This window comes from Paenibacillus sp. FSL H7-0756, assembly GCF_038006765.1.
Taxonomy (GTDB): domain Bacteria; phylum Bacillota; class Bacilli; order Paenibacillales; family Paenibacillaceae; genus Paenibacillus_AQ.
In genome coordinates, this window is sequence record NZ_JBBOVT010000002.1 from 652,586 (window position 1) to 673,832 (window position 21,247).

A 21,247-nucleotide genomic window follows, 5' to 3' on the forward strand; every position below is an offset into this window, starting at 1 on the left:
CATCAAGGTTTCAAAAGAAAGACGCCGGGCATCTGCCCAGGCGTCTTCTTTGATGATTAGCTGATTACTGCTGACCTGCCAGCCACTTAGTGGCTTCCTCCTGTGCTTTCTTCAGCGCATCGGCTGAACTCAGCTCACCTAACAGGACACGCTCCACATTCTCAGATAGAATATAGCGCGGCTGACCGGACCGGTATGGATAACGTGGTGTCCATAACTGGCCCATTTGCTTCACAATGGTGTCCATCTGTCTAATCTCCTGCACAGAAGACCAGTTCTCTGCCGCCTTAATAACAGGCATACTCTGTGAACGCTGTTCCTCCCACATATATTGCTGGAAGAATTCACTTCCGCTGAATTTCAGCCATTCCCAAGCCAGGTCCTTATTACTGCTGGAGGCTCCAATGGCAAACGGACTTCCCGCGAACATACCACCCATTCCAGTTTTCTGATTTTTGAATAACAAGGCAGCCTCGTAACGGTCCTCCAGCCCAAGGTTAGCCAGGTTATTAATAAACCCCGGGGATTCACGCAGATTGATCGCAATATTGTTTTTTTCAGTCAGGAAATTTTCGGCACCTTGTCCGGCCATTACACCCTCGGGTGCATACTTTATCGCATCCTTCATTAAATCAAGGGCCTGCACCATAGTAGCACTATTGAATTCCAGCTTCATATCCTTCCACAGAAAACCTGTGCCCCATTGCCCGCCGAGCGATTCATTGATGTTCATTACCGAATCGGCAGCATCGCTCCCCTTAAAGGTCAGACCATAGTTCTGCTCTCCTGTTTTGGGATTCTTGCCTGTCATCTTGGAGGCCTTGTCCAGGACTTCCTCGATGGTCGGCGACTCGGACAGATAGTCCACTCCCCAATCGTCAAACAGTTGACGGTCATATACAATTACCCGGGCATCGCCGATAAACGGAAGGCCATAAATCTGCGGCTCCTGATCATCGGGTCCCATTACCTTCCAGCCTTCCACCTGTCCATTCAAGTATTTCCCTAGATCATAGCTGTCCTTATCAATATACGGCTGCAGCGGCTCCAGCAACCCCTGTTCCACAAAAGTGGTAATCCCCGGGACTTGATATACATCTGCTGCTCCAGACTGAAGCATCGTCTGAGTTTTCTCGTTATAGTTATCCCAACCCATAAGTACAAACTCGACGGATGTATCAGGATACTGCTTCTCGAACTCCTCTTTAAGCACTTTTACACCTTTAGAGGTTTTGCCGGAGATTGGATCGGTCTTGTCCTCCAACGAGAAATCGCCTACGAGCTGCACCTTCAGTGTTCCTGTTGGTTTCTCAGCAGCAGGCACTGCATTGCTTGCGCCTTCTGTTGCAGCCGGTTCAGTGTTTGCCTTCACTGTCTGATTCGAATTCCCGTTATTACATGCACTCAAAATCATAGTGGACGCCAGCAGCAGCGTTCCTGTCATCTTCAAGGTTGATTTATTAGACATGGTTAGCTCCCTCTACTCCATTTTTTTTATAAATTTATTACACTGGACCTTGCTTGTTCCGGTGATCACTCCCCCTTTAAGCCGCTGAGGGCAATGCTGCGAATGATGTATTTTTGTAAAAATAGAAACACCAGTACGATCGGCAGGATACTCATGGCTGCAGTAGCCATCGTAACGCCTACCAGCCTGCTGCCATTTTCGGAAGAAAAGCTGGATAGAAACAAGGGTACGGTCTTCATGTCCTGATCGTTGATAACAACAAGCGGCCAAAGAAAGGAATTCCAGCTATCCTGGAAGGCCAAAATGGCCAATGTCGCTGTAATCGGTCCCGTAAGGGGAGCAAATATCCGCACAAAAATGGTGAATTCATTGGCTCCATCAATCTTTGCAGATTCGCGCAGCCCTTCAGGGAGACGGTCAAAATACTGCTTCACCAGCACGATGCCAAGCGCATTAATGATTGCCGGGAAGATCAGGGGGTATTTCGTATTGATCATTCCAAGATCATTGAACATCGTGAACATTGGAATCAGTCTGGCTTCAAATGGAATCATCATGGTAGCCAGCACTGCGAAATATAAAAGCTTTTTCCCTCTGAATTCCCCTCTGGAAAAGGCGTAACCGGCCAGCAAGGCAGAAGACACGCTGAGGATGACGCTAAACAATGCAATCATTGCAGAGTTGGCATAGGTCTTGAACAGAACCCCATTCTCGAATACCAGCTTATAGTTGAATAGGGAGAACTGCTCTGGAATTAACCGGGGAGGAAACGGGACGGCAATATTGCTGCTTCTTTCCAGGCTGACGCTTACCATCCATAGAAAGGGATACAACATCAACGCACCCAATCCAAGCAGGAGCAGGAACAGCAGTCCACTCAACAGTTTGTTTTTTCCTGTTGCGCTCAACATGTCACAGGTTTCCCTCCTATATTTTCATTTTCGTGACCTTGGTATTGATGTAAGTGAACACAAGAATAAAGAAAAACAAAATATAGGACGCAGCCGAGGCCAGGCCATATTCGTTACCGCCGAACCCCCGCTCGAAGATAAAACCGACTACAGTATGCAGCGACCGGGCCGGACTACCCTGCAGTCCGCCGAGCATATAAGCGTCAGAGAACCGCTGAAGGCCGCCGATCCAGCCAATAATGAACAGAACAGTCAGACTTCCAAGCATATTCGGCAGGGTGATATACTGCCATTGTCTGAATCGCGAAGCCCCGTCTATGGAGGCTGCTTCATAGTAATCGCTTGATATGGCCTGCAGATTAGCCAGATTAATGATGATAACAAAGCCTAACCAATGCCAGACTGAAAGGATGATCGCGCCCCACTTGGCAGAGAGAGGCTGTGACAGCCAGACTATCTTCTCGAATCCCAGCAATTGCAGCACATAGTTGAGCGGCCCATCCGGATGAAGAACGGCCAGAAAAACGGTGGCTGCTGCGACAATAGAAGTGACATTGGGCAGATAAAACAATACTTTAAAGAAGTTGGCGCCACGGCGTAAATTGTTGATCAGACAAGCAATGATGAAACCAACCGGTATGGCAATCAGAAGCTGGAAGACGGTAATGTAGAGCGTGTTATATACGGAATACCAAAAGGTGCCTGACTCTAGTACACTGGCGTAATTCTCAAGTCCAACGTAATGCTCGTCAGCCCCCTTGGTAAAACTAAGCCGTAGTGACTCTGCCAGCGGGTAGATCATAAACACCGCAATGCCAATCAAGGTGGGCAGGAGAAACAGGTACCAGGCCAGTGTAGGCTGCCTCCGGATTATTTTGTTGCGGTTACGCAGAAGTTTCCGGTCTAAGACTCCTAGTGTCGTAGCTTTTGTCATATGGTCGGACAAGGGTACTTATCCCTCCCTGCATGAACATACTTGGTGACCTCATAAACAGTAATGGCATCTACCCCCATATTCACATAGGTATAGAACAATTCCAGATCATAGGGTAAGGTATATATCCAAACCTGCAGCCCGTGAAGATGGGCCTGCTGCACCATATGAGGCCGGCAGCCTTCATATTGAACATTTATCCCCCCGAACTTCGCTTCAGCTGCCCGCCGGCACAGCTCTTCCGCTTGCTCCCGGTAGGTTGCTTCATCCAGCTCAGAGAGCTCATCAGGCAAATTCCAGATTACATGTCCCGGATAACCGGATTCTGCTATCAGTCTTGTAGCTCCGGTGAACCATACCTTACTCCAGGTAGAGGTGGCTGTTACTTCGGCTATGGCGGCTTGCGCCGCCTGTTCTGTTTTAAGATCCAGATTAAAAGCGGCAGGAAGCTGACTGAACCTTGTCAGTATCCGGTTCAGTGTCTCCGGCTCCTCGCCTGACCCTAATAGCTGCTCATAGTTCAAGCGGCTGACAGGGGGCTGATCATCATGCAGGAGAACAGCAACATGATCTTTGGTTACACGCACATCCACTTCTATAATCGATGCCCCCGCCTTTATCCCGGCTTCGCAGGAGGCAAGCGAATTGTAGCTTGTACTCTCGCAGCCTGTATGGGCAATCAGTTTCGGGTATTGCACAGCATTCCCTCCTTTTGTATTATTCTTCCTCCAGAAGTCCGTTTGAGAAATAAATCGGATTGGTGCAGGCTATTGTTGTCAGAACACCGTCGATGATGCCAAAAAGCCGTACCCGCAGCCACATTAACCCTTCTGTAGGCAGCATAATAGGCCGTCCGTTATGTTCAGAGGCTGGTAATCTGGCGAGTTCCCCCTGATTGGAATCTACGATGATCCAGTTCCCCTCCTCTGCTCCCCAAGGACGCTCCGGCTGGGTTGAACGTGTAATCTGTACAGTTAATCCGGCAATGGCAGAGGTATCAACGGTAGCGAGGGGAACTTGATCTCCAAGCCCGTATCGCTCATTTCCAAGAGAGAGGCTGACCTCCAGTAACGGACCCATGCTCAGACAGAGCTGCCCCTGCCTGATTGCCGCAATAATGTCAGCAATTGATCGTTGCATAGGTCTATCAGGAAGACCAATATACGTATATGCTGCCAGCTTGTCCTCAGGCTCAGATCTGTGCCAATCCCGGCCGGCAGTAGCGGATATCCTGTAGCCTTCGTTTAACAAACCGGTCCATTGTTTAAATGCCGGTACATTATGATTTTTCATAGAAGGCATCATCTCATGCCATACCTCGATATAATCAATCTGATTCCAGTCACTTATTGTGTAATCCCAGTGGCAGCCTGTACAGATCGGACTGCCTAAGCTGTAGGGATGGGCAATGCCCACGATGCCTCCCTGCTCATGAACACGCGATATGCCCTTATGAATATCGTGCGGGCCGAGATCTCTCCATTCACAGTACGGAGCCCCAAGGGTCAGCATATGGCCGTAGAACGTCGTCCATTCCATGCCGGGAATGATCGTGATGCCTGTCTGCCTGCTAACGGCTTCGGCATCGGCCAGTCCCGATACAGTGTTATGATCTGTAAGCGCAATACCTGCAATTCCCAGCTCTGAGGCTGTCCGGCACATCTCCAGCAGAGAATGTGTCCCGTCACTGTGCGGCGTGTGGGTGTGAAGCTCGAATGGAAGCCATCTCATCTGCCGGTCCCCCTCACGGTTAATTCATAGCTGCAATCCGGTGTAACCACACAATGTACACTGATGGTTACCTTCCATACGCCAGCGGGAACATCTCCGGCGATGAAGCCGGGAGAAGTCTTGCTCCAATCCGGACAGATGATATGCTTCTGCTCTGGAGCATGCCGGTGTGCAGAACCGCGGAAGCCCGAGGGGCTGTCCAGCGATAAGGTCAGCAGATTCTGCAAGGGGTAGTAATTCTCCCACTGTCTCTTATGCAGTTCGGCCGAAGCCGGTTCGGAGTATCTCTCAATCGCCTCTAATATCAACGGCTTCGATGCTTCCCGATCCAAGAATTGTTTGGGGGCATAACCGAAGTCAATCTCCAAGGAAGTCATAGAATGCTCCAAATGAAACTGGTATACAATATGCGTTTTAGAGCTGCTCGGCGTGATTTTTCCCTGAACCCAAATGATATCTTTATGCATAGCCTGTACCTCTTTCCCCTTTAATCACCTATATGGTATCGATACCTGAAATTAATCTTTCACTAGCATACTCACTGCTTGTTAATAGAAATCCTTCTTTCCAGCCTATTTATATTAAAAGTAAGTTGGGGGCTTAATTGATAATTTACAAAAAAAATAACCCCACAAAGTGGGGCTTTAGCTTCGATGAGCTTATACATTGGTTTCAGATTATATTCTGCGGCAACTGGCCCGCTCCATGATCCGGTGCGGCAGGTATACTTCTTTACAGCCATTTTGACTCCCGTTTTGAATTAAATTGTGCAGATATTCAAGTGAAGTTCTTCCGAGCTCCCGGACAGGCTGCTGCATTGAAGTAAGCATGGGCCTCACGGCTTCGGCGAAGAGACTGTCGTCAAATCCCATGACAGAGATATCTTCAGGAATGCGAAGCCCGTAATCAAGGATACAGTTCATCGCGCCTACTGCCATATCGTCACTGACGGCAAAAACAACAGTAGGCCGCTCTTGCTGCTCTAACAGTTCCTGCATCATTAATCGTCCGCTCTCCTGCTTATAGTTGCCGAACCTGATAAAATCGGGATTAAGCGGAATAGCGGATTTGCTCAGCGCATCCAAATATCCTTGATACCGGCTGTAGCCAGCCGTTATATCCTCCAGATCTCCGCCCAGGAAGGCAATCCGGCGATGGCCTAATCCGATGAGATATTCCGTGGCATCCAGCGCCGCCTGATAGTCATTAATTAGCACTGAGAACCTGCCCTGCAGCGGAGAGCGGACACAAGAAAATAAGATTGGCATAGCGGCACATTCTATAAAAGACAGGATCCGTTCGTCAACCTTTTGGTGCATGATGATGATCCCGTCTACCCTCATCTCCTGCAGGGCGTGCAGATACTTCAATTCCTTATCCAGATTCTCGGCAATATTGCAGACGATCAGATTATAGCCATACTCACTGGCACTCTCTTCAATAATGCTTAATATTGTTGAGCAGAAATAATTTGTCAGATCGGGAACGATGACACCAATGGTATCCGTTTTCTGCTTTTTTAAACTGCGGGCAATCTGGCTTGGGGTGTAGTTCAATTCCTTGATCGCCTGATTCACCTTATCCAGAATCTTCTGGCTAATATATTTCTCACTATTCAGAACCCGGGACACACTAGTAACAGATACACCGGCCCGTTCAGCTACATCTTTAATTCTTGCGCTCATGCGATTTCACTCCTTAGCAAGGTCGGTACGGATGATTCATACAACTGCCTAGAGATTTCATATCACCCATTATACAGACTGTTGCATTGCGAAGTGTAAGGCCTGTGTTAACGATTATTGTTGCTTGAACGCTGCTGCAGGTAACCATCCTTCAAGCATTGCTCCGCCTTCCGGATGATTGCTTGCGGCAAGTCCGCCTCCGTGCTGCCTGATAATCCTTTGTGAAATGGTTAAGCCTAATCCGCTGCCGCCGGTTGAACGGCTTCTGGATGCTTCCCCGCGGTATAGGGGTTCAAAAACACGCTCAAGCCTCATTTCCATTCCGACAACAAAGAGCGCAAGCAGCAGTCCGGCAAAAGCCGCCATCACTTGAATTGGATTGGATTGAGGGTAGTACAGAATAACCCTTCCCAGCAATTGACCCTCCTCGATGACGGAGAAACGCTCGGTTGACCGCTTGGAGCCATGCCGCTCGGGATTGGAACGATAAATGTCCTGTCCTGCTGCGGATTGAATAAGCACATCGATGTTTGCTTCATCCAGCGCGGAAAACAATTGGTTTTGCCAAGCCGGGTCGGTCCACCGGTCTGTGCCCTGTTCAATTCGCTGCGTTATTTCCGATATATTGCGCTGCAGGGTCTCGCTCGGCAGCCGGCCTTGCTCGAAGCTGAGTGTCTTGGTTTCCATAAAGTGGGCAATCACATAGAAGATCCACGGCAACATGAGGATAAAACAGAAGCACAGCATAGTAAACGTACGAATGCGGATTGACCTCATATTACCCTCCCTCAAAGCGATACCCTACGCCCCATACGTTGACCAGGAATAGGGGCTGGTTCGGATCCGCTTCGATTTTCTCACGCAGCCGGCTAAGATGGACCCGAATGGTATGCCGGTCGCCGACCCCGTTCCAGAAATTCGCCAGTAATTGTTCATAGGAAAATACATGTCTCGGGTGTTCGGCAAAAAATCGCAGTAATTCATATTCCTTGGGTGTGAGCGCGACAATATTTCCATCCACTTCTACTTCTCTTGTGGACAGGTTTAACCGGATGCGCCCGTAATCCAGGACTCTGTCGTCCATTGGCTGCGGGGAAGCGGAACGCCGTAATACGGCTTTCACTCTGGCTACGATCTCTCCCGGCGAAGCCGTTTTGACGATGTAATCATCGCCTCCGAGCGTCAGACCACGAATCTTATCCACATCATCGCTGCGGGCACTCAAGAAGAGGATCGGAACCTGGCTCTCCCCGCGAATCCGGCGGCAAAACTCAAAGCCGTTTTGTCCCGGCATCATAATGTCAAGAACGATACCATGCACCGGGTTTTCCTTAAAAATGTCCCACGCCTGATCGGTTCCGCAAGCGGTTATCACTTGAAAGTTGTCATTCTCCAGAAAGTCTCTTAATAATTCAACAATATCCGGGTCATCGTCTACCACCAGAATCGTCTTTGATCCGCTCACGTTTATCCCACCTTTGCTTTCATAGTTTATCATTTTTTTGGCAGGAACTAACGTGTGCTTATGGATTGTGATGATTTGTTTATACTTTTGTGACCTTTTTGCAGCTTTGTTTGAGATATTCGTTTGGTATGCTTCTGCTATGGCCAATAGTGAAATTATAGTCAAGGAGGATTTATAGATGCTTAATGTTCAAATTGTGCTGTTTGACGGCTTCGACCTTCTGGATGCGATAGCCCCTTACGAGGTCTTCTGTGCTGCCGCTATGTATGCTGAGAATTCGTTACATGTAGAATTGGTCACCGCCGAGGGACCGAGATCTGTGCCTAGCGGCATTAACGGGTTGAGGATTGAAGCCAGCAGCAGACTGGACCCGGAACGGGCGGGCATCATTCTCGTACCTGGCGCGTCCGGGGATGCCGAGGGGGATGGGCCCGATTCGGTTCCGGTTCTTCTGCGCCGGGCCATGGAGACCGAATTGACCGGCATGATCGGGCAGGCTCTCCAGCACGACGACAGGATAATCGCTACCGTCTGCGGCGGTTCACTGGTGCTTGCCATGGGCGGCCTTCTGGAAGGCAGACCGGCGGTAACGAATCATCTGGGCATGGACTTACTTGGTGCAACGGGTGCAGTTCCCGTCCCGGCTCGCGTTGTGGACGACGGCAATCTGGTGACCGGCGGCGGCGTAACTTCAGGACTGGATGTAGCACTATATCTGGTGGAGCGGGAGCTTGGGCCCCGTATCGCGCACGCGGTTGAACAATTATTCGAGTATGAACGTAGAGGCACAGTTTGGAAGGATACCGGCATAAATCCAAGCGTAAATAACTCACCGGCAAGCGATGAACTAAGCACCACGGTGAACAAAACAGCGATGAACCCCGCGTCCGGCACGCTACAAAGCAATAACACGCGGGCATCGCTTTTTGATGGAAATTGGGATACTACGCTCGCTACGCCCATCGGGAAGCTGGGGGTCAAGCTCTCCATCTCCACAAGAAACAATAAGATCTACGGCACGGCGACGCAAGGAGATGAGACCAGCGAGTTTATGAACCCGGTGCTCCAAGATAACAAGCTGAGCTGGTCACTGCGAATTACCAAACCGATGCGCTTGAATCTCAAATTTGAAGTTGGTGTTAATGGAAATCAAATCCTTGGTATTGCAAAAGCGGGTCTTCTGCCTGCATCCAAATTAACAGGAAAGCGAATTTCCTAGCTTAGGGAGTTGCGAACGGATGAAGAAAAGCAAATCGTTATATCTATTGCTGGCTTGTGTCAGCATTCTATTTATACTACACACCTTGGTGAAAAACTATTGGATCGATCCAGGGGCTTCGGGATTTTTAAGCCATAAGACCGGGCTGAAGCGCGAACTCAATCTCCCGGTTTGGCTGAATGTCATGTATGTTCATGTTGCATTCGCTTGTGTGGCTATGGCATCGGGGTTGATTAACTTTTCGAATCGGATATTTAAAAAAAGCCGCAGGCTGCATCGCATCAACGGCTATGTATACATCATCTCCGTTCTGCTGGTCGTGCTAACTTCCGGATATATGGCCCCTTACGCAACAGGCGGCAGAATAAGCAGTATAGGATTCAATTTGCTGAATCTGCTCTGGCTGGTGATCACCATTACGGCGCTCGTTCAAATTAAGAGGAAAAGAATCAGCCAACACCGCCACTGGATGATTCGCAGTTACGCTTTTTGCTTCACGAACATGTTGATCCATCTCATTACCTCCCTGTTTCATCAGGGAATCGGGTACGGTTACCCTATTAGCTACACCATCGGTGTGTATGGCTCAATAGCGCTGCTGCTAGTTATTCCTGAGATCATTATCAGAATAAATCAGAATGGAAAGCCTTCCGCAGATACGTTCCCGTTATAGAATGTTCAGCAGCGGCAAGCTGGGCAGGTGTGCCCTCGAATACGATGTGCCCACCCCGGTGTCCGCCCTCGGGACCCATGTCAATAATCCAGTCTGCACTCTTGATTACATCCAGATTATGTTCGATGACCACCACGGAGTTGCCCCCGTCGACCAGGCGATTCATGATGTCCATCAGACCAGAGATATCGGACATATGCAGTCCGGTTGTCGGCTCGTCCATAACATAGAGGCTGCCCTCCTTGTGAAGCTCCTCAGCCAGCTTGATACGTTGGCATTCACCGCCCGACAAGGTGCTCAAGGGCTGGCCTAACGTTACGTATCCAAGCCCTACATCCTCCAGCGTCTGCAGCTTGCGGAGCAGCTCCTTCTTGCTGAAGAACTCCGAAGCTTCCCGTACCGTCATTGCAAGGACGTCGCTGATAGATTGTCCATTCAGCTTGTATGCCAATACTTCATCACTGAACCGTCTGCCCGCACACACTTCACAAGTCGTCCGTATGGGCTCAAGAAACGCTAGATCTGTGTAGATCATGCCTAGACCCTGACAGTTGGCACAGGCTCCCTTGGAATTGAAGCTGAACAGGGAAGCGCTTACCTTGTTGGCGGTCGCGAACAGCCGGCGGATATCGTCCATTATTCCCGTGTAGGTAGCCGGATTAGAGCGGATGGATGTGCCCGCAGCCGACTGATCAATGACGATGGCTTCCGGATGTGAGGGCAGGAAGGCTCCGTTTATCAGCGTACTTTTGCCTGAGCCGGCAACTCCCGTTACCACAGTCAGTACTCCAACAGGGATATCAACGCTTATCTCATTCAGATTGTGCAGGCTGGTGCAGGCTATGCTCATTTGTCCCTTTGGCACTCTGACAGATGTCTTTAAGGGCAGACTTTGCTTCAAGTACCGTCCTGTTAACGTATCCGCACGGAGTAAGCCTGCAAAGTCACCATCATAGACGATTGTACCCCCACGGGCACCTGCATGAGGTCCTACATCAATAATATAATCGGCGATTTCCATCACCTCGCGGTCATGTTCAACAACAAGTACCGTATTCCCTTTGTCCCGGAGCTGGCGCAGCATGCCGTTCAGACGATGAACATCCCGCGGATGCAGCCCGACGCTTGGCTCGTCAAAAATATAGATCATGTCGGTAAGACTGCTGCTTAGATGGCGTACCATCTTAATACGTTGCGACTCCCCGCCCGACAACGTTGAGGTCTGCCGGTCCAGACTGAGATACTCCAGCCCGATCGAGACCAGATGATTCAACCGGGTCAGGATTCCCTCCTTCATGGGACCGGCAACGGGGTCCTGAACGGCTTCGACTATACGAATAAGCCCGCCAATCTCCATTTCCGCACACTCTGCGATGTTGTATCCGTTAATCCGGCAGCCTAAGGCTTCCTGATTAAGCCGGCTGCCCTTACACAGGCTGCATTCACTGTAGGACAAGAACCGGTCAATGGATTCACGTTTGGCTTCGGACAGCTCGCTGCTGTCCCGCTTCAGATACAGGCGTGTGAGCTTGGACAGCAGGCCTTCGTAATCCGATTCGATGGCTCCGCCTTTGGTGTTGTAGACGATCTTGCTCTCTCTGCCATGCAGGAGGATATCCATTTCTTCCTGTGTGTAGTCAGCGAGCTGCTTATCGTTGTCGAACAGTCCGGATTGGGCATAGGTATTCCACAACCAGCCCCCCACTTTGAAAGCGGGGAACAGGATCGCGCCATCATTCAGCGACTTGGACCTGTCAAGCAGGTTCTCTACATCGAACTGCACCACTTGTCCCACTCCGGAGCACTCCAAGCACATACCGGCCGGGTCGTTAAAGGAGAATACATGCGAATTGCCGATCTGCGGTTTGCCGATTCTGGAGAACAGCAGCCGGAGCATCGCATAGATATCCGTGATCGTGCCAACCGTTGAACGGGAGTTGCCACCGAGTCTTTTCTGATCGATGACAACGGCTGTAGACAAGTTCTCAATGAGATCGGCGTCTGGCTGACTATACCTGGGCATCCGGTTGCGGATGTATGCGGAGAACGTCTCATTAAGCTGCCGCTGAGCTTCGACACTGATGGTGTCGAAGACCAGCGAAGATTTGCCTGAACCTGAGACGCCAGTGAAGATCGTGATTTTTCGTTTCGGGATACGGACATTCACGTTTTTCAGATTATTCTCTCTCGCGCCTTTAATGACAATATCATTAGCGTGCACCAAGCTCACCATCCCAATGGTATATAAGCTGATCAAGTCCGGAGGAGAAATCATTCAAGGTTACTGCCAAGTCTAATATGATTCTTCTGCTCATGATTTATTGCTCCTCTCTCTAATCTAATATCATTATAAAACTTAATCATGACATCTAATGACATATTTTAATGTGCCTGTTCTTCTTCTTTTAGATGAACTTTGATGTGGTATAATCATGAGAAATATTTGAAAATATTTGACAAAGAGGTGTTTTGCTAATGGCATTAACGTCCGCATTCACGAGCCTCAACCTGCCTGTAAAAAACGTAGCACAATCGAAAGCGTTCTTCACCGGACTTGGATTTGAGTTCAATCCGCAATATCCAGATAATGAGACTTCGGTAGCCCTCTTGATCGGCGACAACCTGCAGGTCATGCTGATCGATCAAGCCTTCTTTCATACTCTCACGGAGAAGGAAGCTGTTGATACGAGTAAGTATGCGCAGATGACAATTGCTTTGGAATTCGAGAGCCGGGGCAAGGTCGATGAAATCGTGAACACCGCACTCTCCTTAGGCGGGAAGTTGCACGCTGAACCTGAAGATCATGGGTTCATGTATCATTGGGGCTTTGTGGATTTGGACGGCCATCTGTGGGCGGTTAACTATATGAACATGGATGCGGCACAGGGTTGAGGGTAACAAAGAGTATACTCGTACTCGGATTTCAAAAAAAAGACGCCGGGCATCTTCCCCGGCGTCTTCTTTGGTAGTTAGTTGTGCTCTGTATAGGCTTTGAAATTGTCCATGATCGCTTGCCAGCCTGCTTGCTGGAGCTCAACGGGATTGGCGTTTTCCGCATCGAACGTTTCAATGACCTTTGTCTCATTTCCTTGATCGACGAACGTAATCTCCACTCTTCTTCCGTCTTCTATGGTATAGCTGATCACCTCATGCTGATTCACGACATCGTATACGCCGCCAAAATCAAAGCCCATGCTGCCATCCTTCGCTTCCATCCGTGTCAGAAAGGTACCGCCAGGCCGCAGATTGTTCTCGGCTCTTGGCGCATGCCAGTCCTCGGACGCCTGATTCCACTTCGTGATGTGCTCCGGCTCGGTCCAGTACCGCCATACCTTCTCGATAGGGGCTTGTACCACGGTTTGTACGGTTACTTTCGTCGGTTGGTTCTCTTCCATTTCAATAGACACCTCTCTCATGATCTTCGTCGCTCGGTTACTTACCATTGTCTCCCAACTGCTTATGCAATATCCCCTGGAGTATCACCTCAATGGCCCAGAAGAACCTCTCCTTGGAGGCGGTATCCCCCGAGAATAAATCGGTCTTCAGACTATTCATCAACGGAAAACGAACCGGATCTGCTTCATTATAGTAACTTTGGGCGGTTTCCATCAACTCACTTGCTCTCTTCGCCTTCTCCAACGCAATAGAAGACACATACAGGAGCAACAGGTCCGTTCCCCAGGCAGCGGCCGTAGAGGTGATTCCGCCCTTCTGCAGGACGGTAAGTAAATACTCATTCAGACGAAAAGCATTATTCCCAATAGGAATCGTCTGTAGTGACAGCTCAGCTAATCCGGGCTGCCCGATAAGCAGCTCTGCATAAGCATGGAGTGCTTGAAATAACTGCTCCTTCCAGTTATCGTCCGTAAGCTCCGGCAGGTTCAACTCACCGAGACCCAGGTCAAGCACATAAGAACTCAATTCCTGCAGATTTTTAACATACACATACAGGGAGGAAGGTCCGGTGTCCAGTTGCTTCGCAACCTTCCTCATACTCATGCCGGAGGTCCCTTCCTGCTTCAGCAGCTGATACGCGGTCTTGATAATAATTTCATGACTGAGGGGTTCTTTGGCTGGCCGGTTGCGGCGGCTCACAATTTCACGTTTAGGTTTCATCATACTTTTCTTATAACATGCCGGAAGCCAATAGTAAATACACCCGCGGAAGATAACATCAGCCTTGCTGCTCGTACAGGTCTTGATAAGATTGCATGAGAGCTGCAAACTTGGGAGCCGCATTCTCTGAGAAGCTGAGGATGAGATTTTCGTTAGACACATCTGCTTTCTCTGAGGCATACTGGAACATTTTCTCCTCATATTCTTCAATCGCCACAGATATTTCCTTGTTCCTTACTATGGCCAGAGCCAGCTCCAGCGCATCCAGCATGGCAAGATTCACCCCTTCTCCGGCAAAAGGAGACATTACATGCGCTGCATCTCCAATCAACGTGACACCAGCGCTGCGTTCCCAGCGAAATCCGACTGGCAGCATGTAGATCCGTCTGGGCACAACCGCATCTTCTGCATACCGGATATAATTCTTGAGCGGTTCACTCCAATCGTGAAACAGCTCAAGCAGCTTTGCCTTTATCTCCTGTGGCTTATCATTTCGAATTTCGTCTAACCAGTCCCGCTCTACCTTGAAGCTCGCATATACTTTGATCCGTCCGTTGCCGTTCAACTGGCCCAGAATCCCTTTATGATCGTCCAGTGCGAACATTTTGCCGCGTGCATTGAAGGCGGCCAGATCCGGGTGATCGGCGGCAATAACGTTAAGCTCCAGCATAGTCAGACCTGAATATTCCACATCTGTATCCGTAAGCAGAGGACGAACGCGGGAAAAGGCACCGTCTGCACCAATGACAAGATCAGCCACAGCGGTATGTCCATTCTCAAAATGAAGCTCCGTTTTACCCTCCCCAAGGGATACAGCCTTCTCCAGTTTATAACCATACTGTATGGTAGACGGATCTAATTTGTTTAACAGCAAGTCACAAAGCACACCGCGGTCAATCTCCGGGCGTCTCTGCCCTTCCGCGCTCTCATCGTCGGCCACTTCATCCAGGTATATGTTCCCCATCTTATCCATGAGCCGGAAGTCTTCGCCCTCAAACCGTGCTGCCTGCAGAAAAGCTTCATATAATCCGGCTTCCTTCAACGCTAGCTGCCCGGATTCTTCATGGATATCTAACGAGCCTCCGCGTTCATGGCTCAGGTCCTCGTGCTCACGTTCGTAAATCGTCGAGGAAATACCATGCTGCTGCAGAATCAGGGCAAGCGTTAGACCCCCTGGTCCACCTCCAATAATTGCGATCTGGCGTTGTTCTGTAGAATTATTTGTTGTCATGTACAAACATCTCCTTTTGGTTGAAAATTATTTTCTCAGGAATCGTGCTTCTTGCTTGCAAAAAACAAAGATAAAACCAATGCACTAACTGCAAAACCTAAAGTAATCCAGAATGTTGAGCCGAAGGCATGACCTAATTGATCGGGTGAATGCTGTGCGGGAAGTCCCCTGATTTGTTTGGCCAGAAAAGCCATCGTGATGGTAACGCCGAAGGAGGACATAATCTGCTGGGCTGAAGTGGTTATGGGTGTAACACGGCTGATTAATTCCTTGGGAGCTGATCTGAGGACATGTGTATTGATCTGCATCATCGTTAATCCTTGCCCAAGCCCGGCAAAAGCAAAGCTGCAAATGATGTATAACGTACTGGTATGGGCATCAATCTGCGTCAGAGCAAGTAAGGACCCGCAAAGTGACAGAATACCCATGATGGCTACCGGGCGAACACCGAAACGGTCAAACAACCGGCCGCCAGCATTAATGCCGACCGTAGATAACAGGGCTTGCGGGATCACATATAACCCAGCCTCAAGAGGGGTTAGCCCCCTTACTTGCTGTAAATACAGAGGGAATAACAGAATACTTCCGAATAAAGCGATTTGATTCAGCCAGGCGACAGAAATGCCATGCACAAAAGTGCGCGAACGAAATACTCGCAGCTCCAATAGCGGATGCTTGTGCCGCAGCTCATTCCAGATAAAGATGGCCAGTGTAACCAGGCCCCAAGCCAGAGGAGCCAACGTCCATAGATTGGACCACCCCTTCTCTCCTGCCTGATGTACGGCAAATACAATTGAAGTAAAGGCAACCGGAGCCAAAAGCGCGCCTGTCACATCCAGCTTGTTGTTAGCTTTTGCACCCGATGCAGGCAAGTATCTCCAGGCCATGAATAAAGCCAAGATGCCAACCGGTACATTGATGAAAAAGATCCAGTGCCAATTGATGTACTCGATCAGCCAGCCCGATAATAAGGGACCAAGAATGGGAGCAAGCAGCATCGGGATACCGAGGATGCCCATGACAGATCCTCTTTTGTCAGGTGGAGCGACCATGAATACCGTGGCGATTCCGATCGGAGCCACCATGCCTCCGCCCAAACCTTGAATGATGCGGAAAACGATAAGCTGACCAGGAGTGGTTGCTATTGCACACAGTACAGAAGCGAGAACAAATAACACAATGCTAATCATAAACATCCGTTTGGGTGAGAACCGGTCAGAGAACCAGCCGGCTAACGGAATGACTGCCGATAAAGATAAGGTATACGCCGTAATGACCCACTGAATCGTACTGAGATTGGTATCGAAGGCATTCACTAATTTCGGTACGGCCACATTCATGATGGTGCTGTCTAAGATCACCAGGAACATTCCTGAAGCAACAGCTAGAAGTATGGGCAAAATCTGCTTTAAGGAAAAGGCTGCTTGCACACTTTGGCTGCTATTTGTATCTGACATACACGCTCTCCTCCTTTCCTTACATAAGCGTATGAATTAGTTAAGCTGATACATTTATAACATAACGAACAGTGTTCGTCAAGAATGATGTTCGTTATTGGCTGTGCGGTTTTCTTAGAATAAAAGGGGTGTCTTATAAGCCATTTCATGGCTTATAAGACACCCCTTGTTTTTGAGTTAGAGATACGTTAGCTCGTAGTCTCTTCCAATGCCCTATTTTAATCTAAGTAAGCTCGGCTCCTTATGACATTTTTTTGTTTTCCCCTCTTCAATCAGTTATTATTGTATCAAAATCGTATAATCCATGAATGAGGTGTAGCGATGGAAAAATTCGCTCTCGAGGTATTCTCTGATTTATCTGAAAGACTGAATTATAATCTGCCGGGTTTCCCGCTGTATGCTAAAAAAGGAGCACTGCATCAATTCGACCGCTTCGCGGCCGCTTATCATTGGCACCCGGATCTGGAGTTTATTTTGGTGCTGGACGGGACAATGGATTACTATGTGAACGGACAAACGGTCCAGCTCGGTAAAGGGAACGGAATTTTTGTTAACAGTAAACGCCTCCACTATGGCTTCTCTACTAGGGAGAGCGATTGTACTTTTCTGGTCATCGTCATTCATCCTGCACTTCTAGGCGAAAATACGCTTGCGGGAAAAGCATATCTTGAAGAAAAATTCGGTTCCGGAACCGATGATTTTTTACTGTTATCTTCTCAAACGTCTTGGCAGCATGAGATACTGCTCGCACTAACTGAGTTGTATAATGAAGTGCACAGCCATGAAGGGAAACTGCTCCGGTTAGTATCCCAGGTTGTGTCCATATGTGCGGGTATAGCTGATCATATACAGCAAGCACCGGGCAATCCGAATGATGAACAGGTATGGATGACGATCCGTAAAATGACCGGGTATATTCACCAGCATTATGACGCTAAACTAACCATTGATGAGATTGCCGCTGTCGGTTCAGTATGCAGAAGCAGATGTTGTGAGCTATTCAAAAAGCATGTTGGCTGGACACCTAATAATTATTTAACCCGCTATCGTCTTCAAAAAAGCTGTGAGATGCTGAAAGAGACAACGATGCCTGTGGGAGAGATCGCCATGGCCTGCGGATTTCAAACGGCAAGTTATTTTTCTTATGTCTTCGGTAAACAATTAGGACAAATTCCGCAAGACTTCCGCAAGCAATCTGCTGCTGCGGGCAACGGTACTTAACGGCCGCACTCCTTGCCGTCAACGTATTCTTGACTGATATAATGAGTGAACCGTTCATCCTGCTGACTGGCTAGTTTGTCACACCATTTAGAATGCACTATAGCCCGTATACCGAAAAACAGAAATGGAAGCAACAGAATTCCTATCGCAACCTGAAGTATCATAAGCAGCCCCCCTTCTTATTTCTATTCTCAGAATAGTATAAAGAAGGGGAGGCTGCTCCCGAAATCGTTTGTAATTATGTCAAAATCGTATATATATCATCTTAAAGGTCTTCCGGCTTTATGAATTTCACCTCTGGATAGCTGTCGTTTGGACCCTTAAGCAGTTGTCCCCCTTCTCCTTTCAATTCCTTATTAAAGAAATCGAGGACATATTGATTTACGAGGTCTGATCCTCTTTTACCCTCTATATCTCCTGTGATTCCAGTCAGTTTAATCAGCTCAGAATAGAACTGAAGGTCTGTGAAATTGAAGTGTTGGGTACCCTCTATATAAATCGCAGGCCCTCCCTGATTGATCACATTTTTAATAATGTGCAGCTCTTCTTCAAGTTGTTTAGTGACTTCGTTATCCGGATGGGTATCCTTCTTAAAATCGGTTAACCAGCCTTTAAACGCACCCGATCTTATGAACATAAACGGCTTGTTTAGATCCTCTCTATTGTCCACTTCAATCAGTGACCCGTCCATATTGACTCCGGCCTTGATTCTAGGATCTAAATATGCTGTATTAAACGCTGTGGCCCCCCCGAAGGAATGCCCCATTACGCCTAGATGGTTTAGATCGATTTTTCCTTTAAATTGACTGTCGATTGCACCTGAATTTAGCCTTTCAATTTCGTTAATTACAAACTCCACATCTTTCGTCCATATAGTAGCGATTCTTCTGCGATCTTCTACGGTAGTCATCTTGGTGGTATAGTCCGTTACCCGGCCATCCGGAAAAATAGTAGCAAAGGTGCTATACGTATGATCGATGGTGACCACGATAAACCCATAGCTAGCCAGATTCTCGGCCTGTGAGGCGTGTAGAACTCTGCTGGTTCCCATACCATGCGATAGCAGCACCACCGGATAAGGGCTTGTAGAAGGCAATAGTTCTACATTGTCATAAGAGTTGGTTTTACTATATTTCCAGTAATCGAAGACAAAGTCTGGAAGGTTTAATGAATTAGAATAGGTCTGGATATACTTTTTGAACATTGCTTTATCTTTTGGAAAAAGAGCTTCACTCTTCTTGTTGCTGTTATTTGCTGTAGGGTACCACACTTGAACCATTAGTTCCCGCTTATCGCTTGGATCTTCAGTCAAGACTTCATCTCTGTTCTGATCCGTAAAATGAAAGGTTTGAGTCCCCACCTTCTCCGGACCTTTAAGCTTCGGCAAATGAAAGACTGGCAAGTATACAGACAGGGCGGTAGAAACAACAAGCAGAATGACGATGATGGAAGACGAACTATATTTCAACAGCTTCCCTGCTTTTATATTCTGTATATTCCTCATCTTACCTAAATGCCTGATGATAACGATGAGTATGAGCAGTGCCGTCATGATATATACTACAAGCAATTGCCATCTGTATCCCTCTACCCATAATTGAACTGCCAATATAACGCTGCTTCCTATCCCCAAAACCAGTCCTGTTGTCTTTGCACCTCTTCTGATAAACAATAGATCTGCAAGCAGTGCGAAACAGGATAGAACTAAAAGTACCTCAAATAATCTCATCTTACTCCCTCTCTTTCTACTACTACTTCTTCTGGTAAAATGTAAGCTTAACCAATGAAGGTGTACTCCCCGTGACGTCAATATGAACTGAATATGAACGGACAAAAGAAATGAATCCAAAGCTAAAACCCTCAGCACGCTAGGGTCGCGTTCCTGAGGGTTCTTCCATTGTCCAATGTCTAATCATCCATTATAAGGGTGGCTGCACCAGTAACAGCTTCCCAAGCCGGATCACTGTTTGATCATACCACTCTGGATGCTGCCGAATATGCTCCATACTTCGTTCATTGCCGGCTGCCTCGAACACGGCTGCTTTGTCTGTCTTCTCAGGATCGATTTCAAAGCGAACCGTATGTTTCCCGTTCGGGAGCTCCGGCAAGAATACATACTGATTACGATTATGATCGTTGTAATGGGTGAACCGATCGATAATAAGGGGGTCCCCGCCATCCACCGACACCTTCAATCTGCCGGAATCCGGCCCCCCGATATCGAATAACCCGATACGGGTCCCCTCGAACTGAACCGTGACCGCCTCTCCAGGATCGGCTGCCTGCCATAGGCCCGGGAACAGCCAATTGTACTCACGCACTACAGCAGATTCCTCGGGCGTCAGGTAAGACCAACCTGTAGTGAAATGAGTATTAGGAAGACTATCCAGTGACAGCATGGTCGCATACTCCCAAGGATTAGCCGGAACCAAAGGGTTTCGAGGCAAGTGATGTACCAGCCTTCCCGGGTGACTTCTGAGTTCGCGTATGATCTCAAAGGACCGGGTGATCGTATCCGTATATATCTGGTGTCCTTCGGGAATGGTCGGATGGATCGAATCATGCGTAAAAATAACAGCTCCGGGAATGGATAGCTCTTCCCTTGAGGTGAACACGAGTTTCCCCTCAGTAACCAGGCGGCAGACCTCTACGCCCAGGTGAATGGAAGGAATACCATAATAGTCAGCCACTTCCTCTTGCATGATAGCCCCTTTCTGGTATTCTCCGAACTGAAATCCGGCCACATCCCGCTCCTTCACCGTATACACAAACAGGATATCGGTAAACCGGCTCCGCTTGCGGATCTGGCGGACAATTCCTTCGATCCGCGCCTTGGATTCGGGATCTCCGCCATCGTTACCGACAAATTCAACGAATACCAGATCGGGATGATGACGCAGTACATCGGTCTCCAGACGGGCACAGCCCAGATCCGAGCCGGTCCCGTTAATGCCTGCATTCACCGTACGGATATCCGCCTGGGGGTATTGCTCACGAAGCCAATCCGCCGTCATGACTCTGTAGCCTTCCGAACGGGTATTGCTGCCGCCGAAATAAACGAGGGTTACGGTATCGCCATTTTCCAGTTTCTGAATGATATTGGGGAGCCCTCTACGAGGGTATAGTTCCTTCATCG

General features: G+C 48.6%; 20 protein-coding genes. 4 read left to right on the forward strand and 16 right to left on the reverse strand.

Annotated features, from left to right (window positions below):
• Positions 1-64: 64 nt before the first annotated feature.
• The 9 genes from NST04_RS19675 to NST04_RS19715 all read right to left on the reverse strand — a co-directional run bounded on the left by NST04_RS19675 (position 65) and on the right by NST04_RS19715 (position 8,194).
• On the reverse strand, positions 65-1,468 hold the full coding sequence (locus tag NST04_RS19675) for an extracellular solute-binding protein (RefSeq protein WP_341185740.1): 1,404 nt from the start codon (positions 1,466-1,468) through the stop codon (positions 65-67).
• A gap of 65 nt (positions 1,469-1,533) precedes the next feature.
• Positions 1,534-2,379, reverse strand: coding sequence for a carbohydrate ABC transporter permease (locus NST04_RS19680; protein ID WP_341185741.1), 846 nt, complete (start codon positions 2,377-2,379; stop codon positions 1,534-1,536).
• Between the two features lie 16 nt (positions 2,380-2,395).
• Positions 2,396-3,313, reverse strand: a complete 918-nt coding sequence (locus tag NST04_RS19685) for a carbohydrate ABC transporter permease (RefSeq protein ID WP_341185742.1) — start codon at positions 3,311-3,313, stop codon at positions 2,396-2,398.
• The gene (locus NST04_RS19690; RefSeq protein WP_341185743.1) at positions 3,310-4,011 is read right to left on the reverse strand and encodes a glycerophosphodiester phosphodiesterase; all 702 of its coding nucleotides are present in this window, start codon (positions 4,009-4,011) and stop codon (positions 3,310-3,312) included. Before NST04_RS19690 ends, NST04_RS19685 begins: the two co-directional genes overlap by 4 nt.
• A gap of 19 nt (positions 4,012-4,030) precedes the next feature.
• Positions 4,031-5,044: a CehA/McbA family metallohydrolase gene (locus NST04_RS19695; protein WP_341185744.1), complete on the reverse strand. Its 1,014-nt coding sequence runs from the start codon at positions 5,042-5,044 to the stop codon at positions 4,031-4,033.
• Entirely contained in the window at positions 5,041-5,421 is a 381-nt protein-coding gene (locus NST04_RS19700; RefSeq protein WP_341185745.1) for a hypothetical protein, read from the reverse strand. The genes NST04_RS19695 and NST04_RS19700 overlap by 4 nt, the downstream gene beginning before the upstream one ends.
• Positions 5,422-5,721: 300 nt before the next feature.
• Positions 5,722-6,729: a LacI family DNA-binding transcriptional regulator gene (locus tag NST04_RS19705; RefSeq protein WP_341185746.1), complete on the reverse strand. Its 1,008-nt coding sequence runs from the start codon at positions 6,727-6,729 to the stop codon at positions 5,722-5,724.
• 114 nt (positions 6,730-6,843) lie between these two features.
• Complete coding sequence (locus NST04_RS19710; protein ID WP_341185747.1) at positions 6,844-7,506, reverse strand: ATP-binding protein; 663 nt, start codon at positions 7,504-7,506, stop codon at positions 6,844-6,846.
• Between the two features lies 1 nt (position 7,507).
• Complete coding sequence (locus tag NST04_RS19715; protein WP_341185748.1) at positions 7,508-8,194, reverse strand: response regulator transcription factor; 687 nt, start codon at positions 8,192-8,194, stop codon at positions 7,508-7,510.
• A 178-nt stretch (positions 8,195-8,372) separates the two neighbouring features.
• Between NST04_RS19715 and NST04_RS19720 the strand changes: the two genes are divergently transcribed.
• Positions 8,373-9,413, forward strand: a complete 1,041-nt coding sequence (locus NST04_RS19720; protein ID WP_341185749.1) for a DJ-1/PfpI family protein — start codon at positions 8,373-8,375, stop codon at positions 9,411-9,413.
• A gap of 19 nt (positions 9,414-9,432) precedes the next feature.
• Complete coding sequence (locus NST04_RS19725; protein WP_341185750.1) at positions 9,433-10,086, forward strand: DUF2306 domain-containing protein; 654 nt, start codon at positions 9,433-9,435, stop codon at positions 10,084-10,086.
• On the opposite strand, the gene NST04_RS19730 is transcribed toward NST04_RS19725, so the two are convergent.
• Positions 10,037-12,319, reverse strand: coding sequence for an excinuclease ABC subunit UvrA (locus tag NST04_RS19730; protein WP_341186802.1), 2,283 nt, complete (start codon positions 12,317-12,319; stop codon positions 10,037-10,039). The two genes, NST04_RS19725 and NST04_RS19730, sit on opposite strands and share 50 nt — an antisense overlap.
• A 242-nt stretch (positions 12,320-12,561) precedes the next feature.
• Between NST04_RS19730 and NST04_RS19735 the strand changes: the two genes are divergently transcribed.
• Positions 12,562-12,978 (forward strand): VOC family protein, encoded by a 417-nt coding sequence (locus NST04_RS19735; protein WP_341185751.1) that lies wholly within the window; start codon positions 12,562-12,564, stop codon positions 12,976-12,978.
• Between the two features lie 77 nt (positions 12,979-13,055).
• On the opposite strand, the gene NST04_RS19740 is transcribed toward NST04_RS19735, so the two are convergent.
• From NST04_RS19740 to NST04_RS19755, 4 genes are read right to left on the reverse strand one after another with little or no spacing between them, the layout of a single operon-like run.
• On the reverse strand, positions 13,056-13,481 hold the full coding sequence (locus NST04_RS19740) for an SRPBCC family protein (protein ID WP_341186803.1): 426 nt from the start codon (positions 13,479-13,481) through the stop codon (positions 13,056-13,058).
• A 37-nt stretch (positions 13,482-13,518) separates the two neighbouring features.
• On the reverse strand, positions 13,519-14,205 hold the full coding sequence (locus NST04_RS19745) for a TetR/AcrR family transcriptional regulator (protein ID WP_341185752.1): 687 nt from the start codon (positions 14,203-14,205) through the stop codon (positions 13,519-13,521).
• 55 nt (positions 14,206-14,260) lie between these two features.
• A complete protein-coding gene (locus NST04_RS19750; RefSeq protein ID WP_341185753.1) occupies positions 14,261-15,433 on the reverse strand; it encodes an FAD-dependent oxidoreductase in 1,173 nt (390 codons plus the stop codon).
• Positions 15,434-15,468: 35 nt separating this feature from the next.
• Positions 15,469-16,890, reverse strand: coding sequence for an MDR family MFS transporter (locus tag NST04_RS19755; RefSeq protein WP_341185754.1), 1,422 nt, complete (start codon positions 16,888-16,890; stop codon positions 15,469-15,471).
• Between the two features lie 321 nt (positions 16,891-17,211).
• On the opposite strand from NST04_RS19755, the gene NST04_RS19760 reads away from it, so the two are divergent.
• Positions 17,212-18,111: an AraC family transcriptional regulator gene (locus tag NST04_RS19760; protein WP_341185755.1), complete on the forward strand. Its 900-nt coding sequence runs from the start codon at positions 17,212-17,214 to the stop codon at positions 18,109-18,111.
• Positions 18,112-18,376: 265 nt separating this feature from the next.
• Here the strand turns inward: NST04_RS19760 and NST04_RS19765 are convergent, their stop codons facing one another.
• Positions 18,377-19,840 (reverse strand): alpha/beta hydrolase family protein, encoded by a 1,464-nt coding sequence (locus NST04_RS19765; RefSeq protein ID WP_341185756.1) that lies wholly within the window; start codon positions 19,838-19,840, stop codon positions 18,377-18,379.
• A 190-nt stretch (positions 19,841-20,030) separates the two neighbouring features.
• Entirely contained in the window at positions 20,031-21,245 is a 1,215-nt protein-coding gene (locus NST04_RS19770; protein ID WP_341185757.1) for a GDSL-type esterase/lipase family protein, read from the reverse strand.
• Positions 21,246-21,247: the final 2 nt, after the last annotated feature.

Excerpts from the sequence above, each read along its gene's own strand:
- NST04_RS19755 (WP_341185754.1), bottom strand. The coding sequence starts at position 16,890 with ATGTCAGATACAAATAGCAGCCAAAGTGTGCAAGCAGCCTTTTCCTTA.
- NST04_RS19710 (WP_341185747.1), bottom strand. The coding sequence starts at position 7,506 with ATGAGGTCAATCCGCATTCGTACGTTTACTATGCTGTGCTTCTGTTTT.
- NST04_RS19700 (WP_341185745.1), bottom strand. The coding sequence starts at position 5,421 with ATGACTTCCTTGGAGATTGACTTCGGTTATGCCCCCAAACAATTCTTG.
- NST04_RS19735 (WP_341185751.1), top strand. The coding sequence starts at position 12,562 with ATGGCATTAACGTCCGCATTCACGAGCCTCAACCTGCCTGTAAAAAAC.
- NST04_RS19725 (WP_341185750.1), top strand. The coding sequence starts at position 9,433 with ATGAAGAAAAGCAAATCGTTATATCTATTGCTGGCTTGTGTCAGCATT.
- NST04_RS19750 (WP_341185753.1), bottom strand. The coding sequence starts at position 15,433 with ATGACAACAAATAATTCTACAGAACAACGCCAGATCGCAATTATTGGA.
- NST04_RS19705 (WP_341185746.1), bottom strand. The coding sequence starts at position 6,729 with ATGAGCGCAAGAATTAAAGATGTAGCTGAACGGGCCGGTGTATCTGTT.
- NST04_RS19680 (WP_341185741.1), bottom strand. The coding sequence starts at position 2,379 with ATGTTGAGCGCAACAGGAAAAAACAAACTGTTGAGTGGACTGCTGTTC.
- NST04_RS19770 (WP_341185757.1), bottom strand. The coding sequence starts at position 21,245 with ATGAAGGAACTATACCCTCGTAGAGGGCTCCCCAATATCATTCAGAAA.
- NST04_RS19720 (WP_341185749.1), top strand. The coding sequence starts at position 8,373 with ATGCTTAATGTTCAAATTGTGCTGTTTGACGGCTTCGACCTTCTGGAT.
- NST04_RS19745 (WP_341185752.1), bottom strand. The coding sequence starts at position 14,205 with ATGATGAAACCTAAACGTGAAATTGTGAGCCGCCGCAACCGGCCAGCC.
- NST04_RS19765 (WP_341185756.1), bottom strand. The coding sequence starts at position 19,840 with ATGAGATTATTTGAGGTACTTTTAGTTCTATCCTGTTTCGCACTGCTT.
- NST04_RS19685 (WP_341185742.1), bottom strand. The coding sequence starts at position 3,313 with ATGACAAAAGCTACGACACTAGGAGTCTTAGACCGGAAACTTCTGCGT.
- NST04_RS19675 (WP_341185740.1), bottom strand. The coding sequence starts at position 1,468 with ATGTCTAATAAATCAACCTTGAAGATGACAGGAACGCTGCTGCTGGCG.
- NST04_RS19760 (WP_341185755.1), top strand. The coding sequence starts at position 17,212 with ATGGAAAAATTCGCTCTCGAGGTATTCTCTGATTTATCTGAAAGACTG.
- NST04_RS19695 (WP_341185744.1), bottom strand. The coding sequence starts at position 5,044 with ATGAGATGGCTTCCATTCGAGCTTCACACCCACACGCCGCACAGTGAC.
- NST04_RS19740 (WP_341186803.1), bottom strand. The coding sequence starts at position 13,481 with ATGGAAGAGAACCAACCGACGAAAGTAACCGTACAAACCGTGGTACAA.
- NST04_RS19730 (WP_341186802.1), bottom strand. The coding sequence starts at position 12,319 with ATGGTGAGCTTGGTGCACGCTAATGATATTGTCATTAAAGGCGCGAGA.